Source organism: Streptosporangium sp. NPDC000239 (genome assembly GCF_040300765.1).
Taxonomy (GTDB): Bacteria; Actinomycetota; Actinomycetes; order Streptosporangiales; family Streptosporangiaceae; genus Streptosporangium.
In genome coordinates this window covers 226,146-241,235 of sequence record NZ_JBEPEI010000002.1, presented here as the reverse complement: position 1 = coordinate 241,235, position 15,090 = coordinate 226,146, and the positions used below count along the sequence as shown (strand labels likewise).

The 15,090-nt window shown below is 71.4% G+C and carries 11 protein-coding genes; 8 read left to right on the top strand and 3 right to left on the bottom strand.

The genetic code is table 11. The annotated features are described in order from the left end of the window. Positions 1 to 102 precede the first annotated feature (102 nt). Positions 103 to 1,158 (top strand): glycosyltransferase, encoded by a 1,056-nt coding sequence (locus tag ABT340_RS06625; RefSeq protein ID WP_352009674.1) that lies wholly within the window; start codon positions 103 to 105, stop codon positions 1,156 to 1,158. Next, positions 1,155 to 2,819 (top strand): glycosyltransferase family 2 protein, encoded by a 1,665-nt coding sequence (locus ABT340_RS06620; protein WP_352009673.1) that lies wholly within the window; start codon positions 1,155 to 1,157, stop codon positions 2,817 to 2,819. Before ABT340_RS06625 ends, ABT340_RS06620 begins: the two co-directional genes overlap by 4 nt. Here ABT340_RS06620 and ABT340_RS06615 read toward each other — a convergent pair. Continuing rightward, complete coding sequence (locus ABT340_RS06615) at positions 2,803 to 3,600, bottom strand: SAM-dependent methyltransferase (RefSeq protein WP_352009672.1); 798 nt, start codon at positions 3,598 to 3,600, stop codon at positions 2,803 to 2,805. The two genes, ABT340_RS06620 and ABT340_RS06615, sit on opposite strands and share 17 nt — an antisense overlap. 94 nt (positions 3,601 to 3,694) lie before the next feature. Between ABT340_RS06615 and ABT340_RS06610 the strand changes: the two genes are divergently transcribed. After that, positions 3,695 to 5,053: an MFS transporter gene (locus ABT340_RS06610; protein WP_352009671.1), complete on the top strand. Its 1,359-nt coding sequence runs from the start codon at positions 3,695 to 3,697 to the stop codon at positions 5,051 to 5,053. Here ABT340_RS06610 and ABT340_RS06605 read toward each other — a convergent pair. Continuing rightward, on the bottom strand, positions 5,034 to 6,554 hold the full coding sequence (locus ABT340_RS06605; protein WP_352009670.1) for a glycosyltransferase family 2 protein: 1,521 nt from the start codon (positions 6,552 to 6,554) through the stop codon (positions 5,034 to 5,036). The genes ABT340_RS06610 and ABT340_RS06605 overlap by 20 nt on opposite strands. Positions 6,555 to 6,753: 199 nt before the next feature. Between ABT340_RS06605 and thrC the strand changes: the two genes are divergently transcribed. From thrC to ABT340_RS06580, 5 genes are all read left to right on the top strand, one after another. Beyond that, positions 6,754 to 7,812 (top strand): threonine synthase, encoded by a 1,059-nt coding sequence (gene thrC, locus ABT340_RS06600; protein ID WP_352010164.1) that lies wholly within the window; start codon positions 6,754 to 6,756, stop codon positions 7,810 to 7,812. A 181-nt stretch (positions 7,813 to 7,993) separates the two neighbouring features. Next, positions 7,994 to 8,926 (top strand): homoserine kinase, encoded by a 933-nt coding sequence (gene thrB, locus ABT340_RS06595; protein WP_352009669.1) that lies wholly within the window; start codon positions 7,994 to 7,996, stop codon positions 8,924 to 8,926. 465 nt (positions 8,927 to 9,391) lie between these two features. After that, on the top strand, positions 9,392 to 11,416 hold the full coding sequence (gene rho, locus ABT340_RS06590) for a transcription termination factor Rho (protein ID WP_352009668.1): 2,025 nt from the start codon (positions 9,392 to 9,394) through the stop codon (positions 11,414 to 11,416). Between the two features lie 158 nt (positions 11,417 to 11,574). After that, positions 11,575 to 12,876, top strand: coding sequence for a sensor histidine kinase (locus tag ABT340_RS06585; RefSeq protein WP_352009667.1), 1,302 nt, complete (start codon positions 11,575 to 11,577; stop codon positions 12,874 to 12,876). Between the two features lie 11 nt (positions 12,877 to 12,887). Next, complete coding sequence (locus ABT340_RS06580) at positions 12,888 to 13,532, top strand: response regulator transcription factor (RefSeq protein ID WP_352010163.1); 645 nt, start codon at positions 12,888 to 12,890, stop codon at positions 13,530 to 13,532. 141 nt (positions 13,533 to 13,673) lie between these two features. On the opposite strand, the gene ABT340_RS06575 is transcribed toward ABT340_RS06580, so the two are convergent. After that, the gene (locus tag ABT340_RS06575) at positions 13,674 to 14,813 is read right to left on the bottom strand and encodes a hypothetical protein (protein WP_352009666.1); all 1,140 of its coding nucleotides are present in this window, start codon (positions 14,811 to 14,813) and stop codon (positions 13,674 to 13,676) included. Positions 14,814 to 15,090: the final 277 nt, after the last annotated feature.

The window sequence follows — 15,090 nt, the reverse complement described above, 5'->3', positions numbered from 1 at the left end:
CCCGCTCTTTCCGCGTCACCGCCCACGTCCCCGCCCCCATCAGGGCCCGTTCCGACCCTTTCCGCGACCCCGGCGGGCTTCCTGCGGACGGCGAAGGAGGGGATGGCCGAGCTGACGTGGTCCGGCTCCGGATGGCTCGCGGCGGGTGAGCCAGTCGGGGAGCGCCCGGAGGCCGCCGAGATCGACAGGCTCAGGCCGCTGCTCGGCCTGAACGTCGGCTGGCCGGATCAGGAGGTCCCCACGGGCGCGCTCACCGCGCTCGCCGCCGCCGGAGTCCCGCTGCGCGCCGCCGCCTCGCCCGGCTGGGCCGAGCCCGGCCTGGCCCGCCTGCTGGCGGCCTGGACCCCCGGAGAGCCGGAGGAGAACCCGCCGCCGCACTCGGTGACCGCCCTGCGCAGGGAGGAGCACAGCGTACGGCTGCGCCGCCACGGCCTGTCCCTGCTGGGCGTCCCTCCCCGGGGCACCCCGTCCGTCAGCGTCGTGATGTCCACCATGCGCCCGCACCTGCTCGGCGGGGCGCTCGCCCAGATCGCCGCCCAGCGCCGGGTCGAGACCGAGGTCCTGCTCGGCCTGCACGGCGTCCCGGCCGACCACCCCGAGGCACGGCGCGCGGTCGAGGACAGCGGCCTGCCGGTCAGGGTGACCGAGGCACCCGCGGCCGTGCCCTTCGGCGAGGTGCTCAACCTGGCGGCGGCCGGAGCGTCGGGAGAGTACGTCGCCAAGTGGGACGACGACGACTGGTACGGTCCCGAGCACCTGGCCGACCTCCTGCTGGCCAGGGCGTACTCGGGCGCCGACATCGTGGGCACCGCCGCCGAGTTCTTCCACCTGGAGCCCCTGGGCGTCACGGTCCGCCGCACCGACTACACCAGTGAGATCTGGTCCGACCACGTCGCGGGCGGCACGATCCTGAGCGGCAGAGACCTGTTCACGCGGACCGGGGGTTTCCCCGCCCTGCCGCGCGGGGTCGACGCGGCCTTCCTGAAGGCCGCACACGCCGAGGGGGCACGGATCTACCGCACCCACGGCCTCGGCTACGTGCTGCGACGCTCGGTGAGCGCCGAGCACACCTGGCGGCTGCCGCTGGCCCACTTCCTGCGTGTCGCGTCGTACCAGTGGTACGGCTTCGCGCCGAGCCTGATCCTGGAGGCCTCGTGATCGCGCGGGTCGTGGGCAACGACTACCGCAGCCTCACCCCGCCGGAGCCGGGGGCCTGGACCCCGTCGCTGCGGGTCAGCGTGGTCGTGCCGGCCTACGGCGGCCAGGACAAGCTCGACCTGGTGCTCGCCGGGCTCGCGGGCCAGACCTACCCCGAGGACCTGACCGAGGTCATCGTGGTCGACAACGGCAGCGACCCGCCGCTGCGCCTGCCCGAGCTGAGGCCCGCGGGCACCCGGCTGGTCGCCTGCCCGGTCCCGGGCAGGGCGCACGCGCGAAACGCCGGGCTGCGGGCCGCGACCGGCGACGTGGTCCACTGGCTCGACTCGGACGTGGTCCTGGACCGGCAGGCCGTCGAGGCGCACATGCGCTGGCACCACGCGGCGCCGTACCTCGTGGTGACGGGGCGGCTGCGTTTCACACCCGCGCCGCTGCCCACGGCGCGGGAGGTGGCCGAGGCGCCGGACCTGGCCGAGTTGTTCGAGCCCGCCGAGCCGCACGCCTGGCTGGTCGACCTCATCGAACGCACCTCGGGCCTGACCGACGGCCGCAGCCGGGCCTTCAGCCTGCACGTCGGCGGCGCGACCTCGGTCAACGCCGCGTTGCTGGCCGAGGCGGGCCCCATGGACACCGATCTCGTCCTCGGTCAGGACACCGAGATGGGCTACCGGCTCGCCCAGGCGGGCGCGGTCTTCGTGCCCGAGCCGCTGGCCCGCGCCTTCCACCTGGGGCCGACCATGCGGATGCGTGACAAGGCGCCGATCGACCGGGTCAGTCACGCCTTCGTCGCCGACCGGATCCCGGCCTACCGCTGGCTGCGTTCCCACCCGGCGCGGCAGTGGAAGGTGCCCTACCTGGAGGTGGTCGTCGAGAGCGACGGCGACCCCGGCTACGACGAGGTCAGGGCGAGTGTGGACGCCGTGCTCGCGGGCACCGTGCCCGACGTCGCGGTCACCGTCCCCGGCCCCTGGGAGCACGCGGGCGTCGAGGGACGTGCCCCGCTGCGCGACCCCCACCTCGACCTGACGCTGATCCTCGGCCACTACGCGCACGAGGGCCGGGTGCGGTTCACCTCGTTGACCCCGGGACAGGCGGGACGGCCGGGGGAGTCGTCGTGGGGGGCGGTGCCGTACCGGCTTCGGCTGCCCGCCGGATGGACGCCGGGGGAGGACACCCTCGCCAGACTGCTCGACCTGGCGACGGACGGAGGATACGGCCTGGTCAGTGTGCTCCTGGCGGAAGACGCGGAGCGGGGACTCATCGTCGCCAGGCTGGAGCGGACCGCGGCCTTCGCCCGCGCGGCCATCGTGGCCGCCGACGGCGAGCCGCTCGACGACGCGGTCCAGGACACCTTCGGCACCTTCTGGGCGGACGGGGAGACCTACGGCTTCCTGCGGGAGGCCAGGACCCCGGCCGGGCGCAGGGGGGCCTACCGGGCCAGGGCGGAGGCACAGGCCGAGATCGCCCGCCTCACCAAGGAGGCCGAGCGGTTGCGCGGCCAGGTGACCCGGTGGCGCGAGGAGGCGGGCCGCTGGCGCAGGAGCGCCGTCGAGCTGCGGCGCGAGGTCGGTACCCTCCGCAAGGAACTGGCCGCGGCCAGGAAGGTCGTCCAGTACGGTCTGCTGTCCTCGGTGAAGCGGGCGATCACCCGTCGCCGTTGACCACTCCGACCCCGCCCAGGAAGTAGGACCCGATCCCCTTGTACGGCACGGTGTCCCCGGGGGCGGGGCGCCACTCGGGCAGGTTGACGATGCCGGGCTCGACCAGGTCGAAGCCCTCGAACAGCCGGACGATCTCCTTGCTGGTCCTGGCCACGAACGGTGAGGAGGCCCGGTCGTAGACCTTGGTGACCCCGTCGGCCGCCGCGGGCCTGGCGTCGATGGCGACGTGTGACATGACCAGGTGGCTGCCGGGGGCCATGGCCTCGCGGAACGTCGCGAGGATCCCGCAGGGGTCGTCCTCGTCGGGCACGAAGTGCATGATCGCCAGGAGCAGGACACCGACCGGCCTGTCGAAGTCGATCGCCGCGCGGACGTCCGGGTGCTCCAGGATCTCGCGGGGGCGGCGCATGTCCCCCTCGACGATGGTCACGTTCTCGTTCTTGCCGAGGATCGCCCTGCCGTGGACCAGCACGGTCGGGTCGTTGTCGACGTAGACGACCTTGGCGCCGGGGGCGACCTGGTGGACGTTGTTCTGGGTGGGCAGCCCGGCTCCGAGGTCGAGGAACTGGTCGATGCCCGTCCTGGCGACGAAGTCGACCGTGCGGCGCAGGAAGGCGCGGTTCGACCTGGCGCTGTGCCTGATCTCGGGGACGACCGTCAGGGCCCGTTCCGCCGCCTCCCGGTCAGCGGGAAAGTTGTCCTTGCCGCCCAGATAGTAGTCGTACATGCGTGCAACGTTAGGTATCTGGGTGTTGATGCCTTTTAGTGCCTGATCGGTCACGTGCTGCTCCCCGGTAGAAATATTTCCGGAATTGTCGTGATCATATCGAGCGGTAACGCTGGAGAAGTGATCAGGCGGCTGGCAAGATCGCCGCATGGCCGCCCTTCCCCCGCGCCGTTTCGCCGGGCTTCACCTGTCCGACGGCATCAGCCCAGGCAACCTGGTGGCGTCCATGATCATGGCGTTCGCGGCGACCATGATCATCACATTCCTGCCCGCCGCCCAGCCGCTCCTGCTGCTCGGTGTGCTCGACGGCCAGGGAGCCGACCAGGGCAGGGTGGTCGCCCTGCTGGCCGCCGCCGCCGAGATCGCGATGATCCTCAGCCTCCCCTGGTACGGCGCGCTCGCCGACCGCTTCGGCAGGCGGCCCGTCGTGGTGACCGGGTTCGCGTTGTGCGGCCTGTCCACCCTGCTGTTCCCCTACGCGGGCAACGTGACCGTGCTCGTCGCGCTCAGGGTCGTCTTCGCCCTGGGTGTGGCGGCCCTCAACGGCATGCTCGCCACGGTCGCCATCGACTACGTCCGCGACCGCTCACGCGGCAAGTCATACGGACTGATCGGCCTGTTCAGCGGGCTGGGCGCCATGGTGGCCGTCCTCGGCCTGGTCCGCCTGCCCGCGATCATCGAGAGGAACCTCGGCGGGGACGGAGGCAGGGCGGCCACGGTCGACGCGGCCCGCTACTCGTTCCTGATCGTCGCCGTGATCGTCCTGGCCGTCGCCGCGCTGATGTGGGTCACCATCTCCAGGATCAGGGTGGACGCCGCCTCGGCGCGAATCCCGCTGGTCCGCCTGGTCAGGGAGGGGTTCGCGCTCGCCCGCGACCCCGGGGTCGCGCTGTCGTACGCGGCCTCCTTCGTGGCCCGCGCCGACCTGTCCATCGTCGCGGCGTTCCTGCCGCTGTGGGTCGTCGTCCACGGCGTCAGGGAGGGCGGCCTGTCCCCCGTCGAGGCCGTGGCCAGAGGCGGAGCCGTGGTCGGCGTCGCGCAGACGGTCGCCACCCTCGGGGCCCCGCTGTTCGGCTGGCTCGGCGACCGGCTGCGCCGCCAGGACGCCGTCCTGGTCGCCCAGGCCCTGGCCGCCGTCGCCTACCTGTCCACGCTGCTGGTCGACGACCCGCTCGGCTCGGGCATGATGGCCGTGGCCGCGCTCATCGGCCTCGGCGAGATCGCCGCCATCGTCAGCGCGGGTCCGCTGCTGGCCCAGCAGGTCCCCCCGGCGGTGCGCGCCTCCGCCTACGGCGTGCAGACGCTCTGCGGCGCCGTGGGCATCCTCGTCATCTCCGCGGTCGGCGGGACGCTCTTCGGCTCCTGGCGGCCCGCGGCGCCGTTCGCTGTCGCGGGCGTCGCGGGCCTGCTCGTCGTCGCCTTCGGCCTGGTCGTACGGCGGCGCGTCGTTCCCCGCCCGCAGCAGGAGCAGGGCGAGACCCCTGCCGTCAGGCCCGCAGTTCCCTGAAGGCCGCCCCCAGCCTGGAACGCAGGGACCGGGTCGCCCTGGAGGCGGAGGACTGGTTCGCGCAGGGCTTGGCGGTCTTGGCCGGGGCCGGCCTGGGTGCCTGACGCCGGGGAGCGGGCCAGAACTCCGCCTTCGTGCCGTGCCGTACCCCGTGGGTGGCCTTGATCGAGGTGACGACGTCGTCCGCGCCGAGCAGCCTGGCCCTGCCCAGCGCCTCCGCCCGTTCCAGCGTCGCCGACCCGTCCTCACCGAGATCGACGACGAGCATGCCCGACCGGTCCTCCTGGACCGCGGCGATCATCCGCTCCAGCGTCTCCCTGCCGAGCGGGACCGAGACCGGCCCCGTGTAACGGAACGGCGTCGGCCCCGGCGTCGGGACGACCTCGTCGGCCAGCCTGATCCGCTCGTCGTGGGCGAAGTGCTCCCGCATCACGCGAAGCTCGAACGACGGGTCGCCGAGCACCGAGTGCCGTCCGGGCGACAGACGCGACCAGGGCGCGACCAGGGTGACCCGGACGTCGGAGACCGAACCCTCAAGCGCGGCGCTCACCGCGGCCCGCACCTGCCTCTCGTCCCCGTCGACATGGAGGACCACCTCCACGTACGGCACCAGCCACCGTCTGCCCCCGTCCTTGCGCAGGTCGCGGCGGAGCGGAACCCGGTGGGCCAGGTAGGGGGCGACGGCCCTGACCGTCCGGTCCCGGTCGACCCGCTGCGCGGGAAGCCCCAGGTGCGCGGCCCTGGCCGCCATGTCCGGGACGAAGACCACCCCGTGGGTGGCCAGCCGGTAGGCGAACTCGGTGTCCTCACCCCTGAGCACGCCGGGATCGACCCCGCCCACGGCGTGGAAGGTCTCCCGCCGCATCGAGACCGTCGGCCCCGTGCACACGTGGTAGGGGTTGCGGCTGCTGCGCAGGCCGTCGGTCCGGGAGATCGTCTGCTCCGTCGAACTGGCCAGCGCGTTCGACAGGTCGAGGACCTCGCTGAGGGAGCCGGCGCGCGCGTGCTCGTAGAGCCCCTCGGGGGAGAGGTCCGGGGGCGGCTCCTCGACGAACCTCTTGGCGCCGATGGTGACCAGGTAGTCGCTCAGGTGGTGCCAGCGGGCCAGCGCCTCGATGTGCTCGGGCCAGACGACCATGTCGGCGTCGAGCCGCTGGATGATCCGCCCCTCGGCCACGGCGGCACCGGTGTTGAGCGCGTGCGCGATGCCCCAGCCGTCCGAGGCGGAGGAAACGATCCTGGCGCCCTCGGGGGCGATGTCCGGCAGGCGCAGCGGTGGATCGCTGCCGTCGTCGACCACGATCACCTCCATGAGGTGACCGGGATAGGTCTGCGCGGCCAGGGAGGCGAGGGTGAGGTCGAGCGCGTGCTGCCCGCCGTACGCGGGGACGACCACGCTGACCGACAGGGAGGGAGCCCAGTCGCCCAGTGGCGGCGGATCGAGAGGGGAGTAGTCGTTGTGCCGGATCGGGGGCCGTCTGGTCGCCACTCCGCCCGCCATGTTCCGCCGCTCCTTGTCTGCGTTCCCGCTTCTCAGGACCCGATGACACTACCCACGCTTCCTGAGCGTTTCCTGGGGAGACGCTTGAGGTGTCCAGTTGGTGGACGGCAGATCCCGGTTCAGATCCCATTACCCGTAGACTTGCTGCCTAACACCGCAGGTAGAACGCGCGTGCTGGGAACGCGCGGGAGGAGCAATGATGAGCAGGGCGTGGCGTGGCCTCATCGAGGAGTACCGTGACCGACTTCCGGTGACCACGGCGACGCCCGTCGTCACGCTGCTGGAGGGCGGCACACCGCTCGTTCCGGCACACCGGGTCTCGGCGCTGACCGGCTGCGACGTCTACCTCAAGGTCGAGGGGGCCAACCCGACCGGCAGCTTCAAGGACCGTGGCATGACCATGGCCATCAGCAAGGCCGTCGAGGAGGGCGCGAAGGCCGTCATCTGCGCCTCGACGGGCAACACCAGCGCCTCGGCCGCCGCCTACGCCGTCCGCGCGGGCCTGACCTGCGCCGTGCTCGTGCCCCGCGGCAAGATCGCGATGGGCAAGCTGGCGCAGGCGCTCGTCCACGGGGCCAAGCTGATCCAGGTCGAGGGCTCCTTCGACGACTGTCTCGACATGACCAGGAAGCTCTCCGAGAGCTACCCGATCGCGCTGGTCAACTCGGTCAACCCGTTCCGGCTCCAGGGCCAGAAGACCGCCGCCTTCGAGATCGTGGACGCCCTCGGCGACGCCCCGGACATCCACTGCATCCCCGTGGGCAACGCGGGCAACATCTCGGCCTACTGGATGGGCTACACCGAGTACGCCAAGGACGGCGTCGCGACCAGGAGCCCGCGCATGTTCGGCTTCCAGGCCAGCGGCTCCGCGCCGATCGTCAACGGCGCCCCGGTGCCCCACCCGCACACGATCGCCACCGCGATCCGCATCGGCAACCCCGCCTCCTGGCAGCTGGCCGAGGCGGCCCGTGACGACTCGGGCGGCGTCATCCAGGCCGTGACCGACCGTCAGATCGCCGCCGCCTACAAGCTGCTGGCCCAGGAGGAGGGCGTCTTCGTCGAGCTGGCCTCCGCCGCCAGCGTCGCGGGCCTGCTGCAGGCCCACTCCCAGGGCCTGGTCGACCCCGGCCAGCGGATCGTCTGCACGGTCACCGGCAACGGCCTCAAGGACCCCGACTGGGCGATCTCCGGGGCGCCGACCCCGCTGACGATCTCGGTCGACGCCCACGCCGCGGCCCAGGCGCTGGAACTCGCCTGAACCGTCCGTCCGCAGGGCACCTCCCCGACCCGCGTGCCGCGGCGGCCCCGCCGCCGCGGCTCTTCGCGCGCACTCCCGAAGCATCAGGCAGACCGTCCCGCGTCAGGCGGACAGCAGGCAGATAGGAGGAGGGGCCTTCCACGCCCATGGCCACGCCAGGGGCTCGCGCCCCAGATTCTCGATGACCGAACGCACCAAGGTCACCGTCCGGGTCCCGGCGACATCGGCCAACCTCGGGCCCGGGTTCGACACCCTGGGACTCGCCCTCGGCCTCTACGACGAGGTCGAGGCGAGCCTGTTCACCCCGGACGGTTCCCATACCGGGACGGTGGAGATCGCCGTCTCGGGAGAGGGCGCCGGCGAGCTGGACCAGGGTGAGGGGCACCTCATCGTCAGGACGATGCGCACGACCTTCGAGCGGATGGGCCTGCCGCAGCCACACGGCATCCGGCTGAACTGTCTCAACCGCATTCCGCACGCCCGGGGCCTGGGCTCCTCCTCCGCGGCGATCTGCGCGGGCGTCCTGGCCGCCAGGGCGCTCGCGGGCACGTCCTCGCTCGGCGACGACGACGTCTTCGCCCTGGCCACCGAGATCGAGGGACACCCCGACAACGTGGCCCCCTGCCTGGCGGGCGGCCTGACCGTCGCCTGGACGGACCGGTCGAACACGCCGCATATGCTGAAACTGGTTCCGCACGCCGACATCCGGCCCGTAGCCATCGTTCCCCGACAACGCCTCTCGACGGAGGTCGCGCGGGGACTCCTCCCTGAGAGCGTGCCGCACGCGGACGCGTCCGCGAACGCGGGGCGGGCCGCGCTTCTCGTGGCGGCGCTGACCGTCAGGCCCGAGCGGGAGCTGCTGCTCGCCGCGACCGAGGACCGGCTGCACCAGGACTACCGCGCGCCTGCGATGCCGCGTACGGCGGATCTGGTACAACGTCTGCGCGGCATCGGGGTCCCCGCCGTGGTCTCGGGAGCGGGTCCCACAATTCTTGCGTTTTCCACAGTGGATACGCAGGATTTGATCGCACCGGAAGTGGGTACGGATTGGCTCATCCAGCCACTGGATGTCGAAACCCGCGGTGCCCGTGTTGTCTCTCCCGAGACACGCTGATACCTCTTCGACCTTCAGGGAATAGCTGTGTGCGCTGGTGATGTTAGGCTGGTAGCCGCACCAGGTGCCCCCTTGTTGGGTGCGTGCTTGTCAGCCACACATCGCTGTCTCATTTCCCACACCGTGGGGCATGAGGGCCGCAGTGGCCTCCCCGAATCCGTCGCCTCCGAATGCTCCACATTCGGTTGGGGCAACGAGAGGCGGCGTTTGAGGGGACATGCGCGTTCGAACTACCTCGACATCTGGTTGCCGGTAGCAATCCGGGGGGTGTCCTCCAAGCCCCACCGTCGGCGAATCTCGATGGTGACGGCATGGATGTGCCCTTCCCCGACAGTGGCGGCGGTCCCCAAGGGCCGTCGAGGATCGCGACGTGCAACCCGACCCGGTCTGTCCCACCGGGTCGATCGCACCACCGGGACGATTGGCTGATCATGGCCACGCCCGACCCCTGGGAAGGACCCATTAGTGAGCGACACCACCGAACTCCTCTCCGACGCCGCCGGCGCATCGCCGACGGCCGGCGACACCCCCACCCGCGCCGCGGCCAAGCCGCGCCGTCGCTCCGGCACCGGCCTGTCCGCCATGGTGCTGCCTGAGCTGCAGGCCATCGCGTCCGGCCTCGGCATCAGCGGGACCGGGCGGATGCGCAAGAGCCAACTCATCGCGGCGATCCAGGAGAAGCAGGGCGTAGCCACAGAGAGCGCCCCGGCTCCCGTCGCGGCCAAGGAGGCCTCTGCGGCTCCCACTCCCGCCGCCGCTGCGGCCCCCGTGGCCGAGCCGGTCGCCGAGCGTCCGGCCCGCAGCCGGAGGGAACGTTCCCGCGCCGCCGCCCCGGTGGCCGCGGAGCCGGTCGCCGAGCAGGCGCAGCCCGCTCCCGTCGTCCAGCAGGCCCCCGCTCCCGTCGCCGCCGAGCCCGTCGCGGCTCCCGTCGTTGAGCAGCAGGCCGAGCCGGTTCAGGCGGAGACGCGACCCGAGCGCGGCGAGAGCCGCCGTGAGCGCGGCGACCGCCGCCGCAACGGCGACCGCGGTGAGCGCGGTGAGCGCGGCGAGCGCGGCAACGACAGGCGTGAGCGCGGCGAGGGCCGTCCCGACCAGCGCGCCGCCGACGCGGGCCAGAGCCGCGGGGAGCGGTCGAACGACCGCAACGACCGCGGTAACGACCGGGGCGAGCGGTCGAACGACCGCGGTGACCGCAACGACAGGAACCAGCAGAACCGCGGCCCGCAGGACCGCAACGACCAGCACGGTGTGGGCGACGACGACGACCGTCGCGGGCGTCGCGGCCGGTTCAGGGAGCGCAACCGCCGTGGGCGCGACCGCTTCGACGGCAACGAGCCCGTGGTCGGTGACGACGACGTCCTGATCCCGATCGCCGGCATCCTGGACATCCTCGACAACTACGCCTTCGTGCGGACCAGCGGCTACCTGCCGGGCGCCAACGACGTCTACGTCTCACTCGCCCAGATCCGCCGCAACGGCCTGCGCAAGGGTGACGTCATCACCGGCGCGGTGCGTCAGCCCCGCGACGGCGAGCGCCGCGAGAAGTTCAACGCCCTCGTCCGCCTCGACACCGTCAACGGCATGGACCCGGAGCAGGCGCGGCAGCGGCCCGACTTCAACAAGCTCATCCCGCTCTACCCGCAGGAGCGGCTGCGCCTGGAGACCGAGCCGAACATCCTGACCACCAGGATCATCGACCTGGTCGCCCCGATCGGCAAGGGCCAGCGCGGTCTCATCGTCTCCCCGCCCAAGGCGGGCAAGACCATGGTCCTGCAGGCCATCGCCAACGCGATCACCAGGAACAACCCCGAGTGCCACCTGATGGTCGTCCTGGTCGACGAGCGTCCCGAAGAGGTCACCGACATGCAGCGGTCGGTGAAGGGCGAGGTCATCCACTCGACCTTCGACCGTCCCGCTGAGGACCACACCACGGTCGCCGAACTCGCCATCGAGCGGGCCAAGCGCCTGGTCGAGCTGGGTCACGACGTCGTCGTGCTCCTCGACTCCATCACCCGCCTCGGCCGCGCCTACAACCTGGCGGCCCCGGCCTCGGGACGCATCCTGTCCGGTGGTGTCGACTCGACCGCGCTCTACCCGCCGAAGCGCTTCTTCGGTGCCGCCCGCAACATCGAGAACGGCGGCTCGCTGACGATCCTCGCCACGGCGCTGGTCGAGACCGGCTCCAAGATGGACGAGGTCATCTTCGAGGAGTTCAAGGGCACAGGAAACCTGGAGCTCAAGCTCAACCGTCAGCTCGCGGACAAGCGCATCTTCCCCGCGGTTGACGTCGACGCGTCCGGCACCCGCAAGGAGGAGATCCTCCTGGGCAAGGACGAGCTCCAGATCATCTGGAAGCTGCGGCGTGTGCTGCACGCGCTGGACATGCAGCAGGCTCTGGAGCTTCTCCTGGAGAAGATGAAGGAGACCAAGTCCAACGCGGAGTTCCTCCTCCAGGTCAGGACGACGACCGTCAGCTCCGATCGCGACTGACCCACCCGTCCCGTACGGTGAACGCCCCGGCCCTCACGGCCGGGGCGTTCACCGTTGTCCGGCCCTTGTGAGATCCGCCTCCCCGGGATATCCATACCTCGGGAAGACCCGTCGAGGGCACTTACAGGGCACAGCGGACAGGGCGTGGGGAGGCGCGCATGACGGCCGGGACGGCGCCCGTGGCGCGGACACCGCTGAGACTGCGCGTCCCGCTGGGTCCCAACGGTCCACTGGGCATGTTCGTCGACCCGATGACCTGGCGGGCGTTGCCGTACCTCCTGGGGAGCGTGTTCCACGGCCTGGTCTGTTTCGCCGTGCTGGTCTCGGTGATCCCGTTCTCGCTGACCCTGGCGGTCGCCTGGGTGGGGGCGCCGCTGCTCGCGCTGACCATGGTGGCCTGGCGTGGCGCGGCGATGCTCGAACGCCGTCTCGTCGGGCTGGCCTTCGGCGTCAGGATCCCCGACCCCTACCGGCCGGGTGGGGGCGGCAACCCGCTGCTGCGCTGCGGAGGAGCGCTCGCCGACCCCGCGACCTGGAAGGACCTGCTGTACCTGCTGCTGTTACCGCTGGTCGGCCTGGTGGAGTTCGTCGTCTCGGCCGCCCTGTGGGCCGTCGCGCTCGCCCTGCTCGTCACGCCGCCGCTGGTGCTGTCCGGGGTGATGGAGGTGCGGATCGTCGGCGAGCTGACGGTCGACGGCCCGGCCGGGGCGCTGGCGTGTGTTCCGGCGGGGCTCGGGGTGCTCGTCGCGGCGCTGTACGCGACGCGGGGGATGGCACGGCTGCACGGGCAGCTGGCCATGGCGCTGCTCGGCCCGGGGGAGAAGATCGCCGGATCGGCCCGGCTGCGCGCCAGCAGGGCGCGCGGGGCGGACGCGGCCGAGGCCGAACGGCGCAGGATCGAGCGTGACCTGCACGACGGCGCCCAGCAGCGGCTGCTGTCGGTGGCCATGGATCTGGGGCGCGCCCAGGTCAAACTGGACAGCGACCCGGAGACCGCCAGGCGGCTGCTCGCCCAGGCCCACGAGGGGGCCAAGGCCGCAATCGCCGAACTGCGCGATCTGGCGCGGGGCATCCACCCGGCGATCCTCACCGACCGGGGCCTCGACGCCGCCCTGTCCGCGCTGGCGGCCAGGGCACCCGTGCGGGCCGCCGTTTCGGTGGAACTGGCCGAACGGCCTCCGGCGGCCGTGGAGAGCGTCGCCTACTTCGTGGTGGCCGAGGCGCTGACCAACATGGCCAAGCATTCGGGGGCGACCGAGGCCTCGGTCCGGGTCGGCCTGCGCGACCGGCGGGTGTCCGTCGAGGTCCGCGACAACGGTTCCGGCGGCGCGCTCGCCCGTCCGGGAGGAGGGCTGGCGGGCCTGGCGGACCGGGCGGCGACCGTTGACGGCGTCCTCGGGGTGGACAGCCCACCGGGCGGCCCGACCGTGATCCGCGCCGAACTCCCCTGTGACTGGTGAACACTTGGACCATGCGCGTGGTGATCGCCGAGGACTCCGTGTTGCTCCGGGAGGGCCTGGCCAGGCTCCTCGATGACGGCGGGATCGAGACCGTCGCGGCGGTCGGCGACGGCCCGTCGCTGGTGGCCGCGGTCGCCGAGCACGATCCCGACCTGGCGATCGTGGACGTGCGGATGCCGCCGACCCATCGGGACGAGGGACTGCGTGCGGCCCTCCAAGCCCGTGCGCTGAAGCCGGCCCTGCCGGTCCTGGTGCTGTCGCAGTACGTCGAGGAGCGTTACGCGGCCGAACTGGCCGGTGGGGGAGCCGCACCGTTCGGCTACCTGCTCAAGGAGCGGGTAGCGGATGTGACCGACTTCCTCGACGCCGTGCGCCGGGTCGCGGCAGGAGGGACGGTCCTCGACCCCGAGGTGATCGACCGGCTCCTCGACCGCCACCACACGGGCGGTCCGCTGGGCTCCCTGAGCGGGCGGGAGCGCGAGGTGCTGGCCCTGATGGCGCAGGGCCGCTCGAACTCGGCGATAGCCGTCCGGCTGGCGGTCACGGCGGGGGCCGTCGAGAAGCACGTCTCCGGCATCTTCACCAAGCTCGGCCTCGACCCCGCCCCCGGCGACCACCGCAGGGTGCTGGCCGTACTGGCGTATCTGGGGTTGTGAGGCGTTCCCGGCCGGGAACGGCGAAGCGCCCGGCGGTCCGTGCCGCCGGGCGCTCCCGGTCCTCGTCGGCCGGTCAGTCCTCTGTACGGCTTGCGCCCGGGGTTGGGGACGCGAGCGGTACAGGTGACGTGGGGCTCGTGGTCAGCGGACGTCCACGAACTCGTAACCGGAGGTCGACCCGGAGGTGGTGCTGTTGCCGGTGACCACGGCGCGCCAGTAGGCGTCGGCCTTGGGCTTGACGACCTTGCTGTACTTACCGCTGCGGTTGGCCTTGGCGATGGCGAAGAACACCCACTTGGTGGAGCCCTTCTTGCGGTAGTAGAGCTCGACGCCCTTGCCGGAGTAGGCCGAGCTGCCCCGGTAGGCGGCGCCGTAGAAGCGGACCGTCTTGCCCTTGCGGACCTTGTTCGCGTTGACGTCGAAGGAGACCTTGGTCTTGGCCTTCTTCTTCTTGGCCTTCTTGAGCTGGACGGTGAAGACGTCGGCCCGCTCGTACTTGATGCTCTCGTTGCCGCGCGTGACGGTCACGTCGAGGGTCCAGGAGCCGGTGTTGAAGTCGCTGTCGAACCAGGTGTCCTGGTACCACGAGTTGGCGGAGTTGCCCTTGTCGAGGTTGAGGTCGACGGAGTCGTTGCCGTCGTTGCTGTAGAGGTGGGCCGAGACCGAGGTGGCGCCGCCGAGGACGGTGGCCTTGACGGCGACCTTGGTGTCGTCGTTCGTGGTGACGACGACCGGGTCGGTCACCGAGGCACCCGCGAGCTTGAGCTGCGGGCCGACCGCGATCTCCTCGACACACGGCTGCGCGCTACCGCGGACGGGGTTGAGCTTGAGCAGCCACTTGCCGTCCTTGTCGTCCTTGGTGACGGTGAACTTACCGGTCACCTTGGCCTCGCCGAGGGTGGCCGACTGCTCGTTGTCCGCGGTGATGGTGGGAGTGGCGGGAAGGTCGAGCTCAACCTTCGCGCCGGTGGTCGCCCCGGCCTTGACGATCTCCCCGCCGAGGGCGGTGATGTCCCGTACAGCCTTGTTGTCCTGGTCCTTCGCCCACTTCCCGTCGGCGCCCTTCTTGAAGGGGTTCTTGAGGGTGGCCGTGACGGTGACGTCGTTGTTGTCCTTGAGGGGGACGAACGCCTCGGTCCACTCCACCTTGGAGAACTCGGCGGAGCCGGAGCAGCGGGTGTCCGCGCGGGCGCTGGACTGGGCGGACTGGGAGGCGAGGGCTGTGACCGTACCGTTGGCGAAGACGGCTGCCCCCGTCGCGGTGGCCAGAAGCAACCGCATTCCGTTCCTCATCTTTGGGCCCCCAACTTGGGTGAAGATAGTGATAAAAGTTACGGTTTGGGCACCGGAGCCTAGTGGTACGAATGGGACCCGTCCATACGAACCCGATCATGGTCTCCGGGAATGTCCCGTGGCCTGGGATGGTTGGAGCATCTGGCACACTGGTAGCCGAACCGCAGCGGTTCCGGTTCCCGCCCGCGCGCACCTCGGTGTGCTACAGCGCGTAAGCCTCGAACAGGCGAAAGACAGTGGCGACCCGGCGACCGCGCATTGGAGA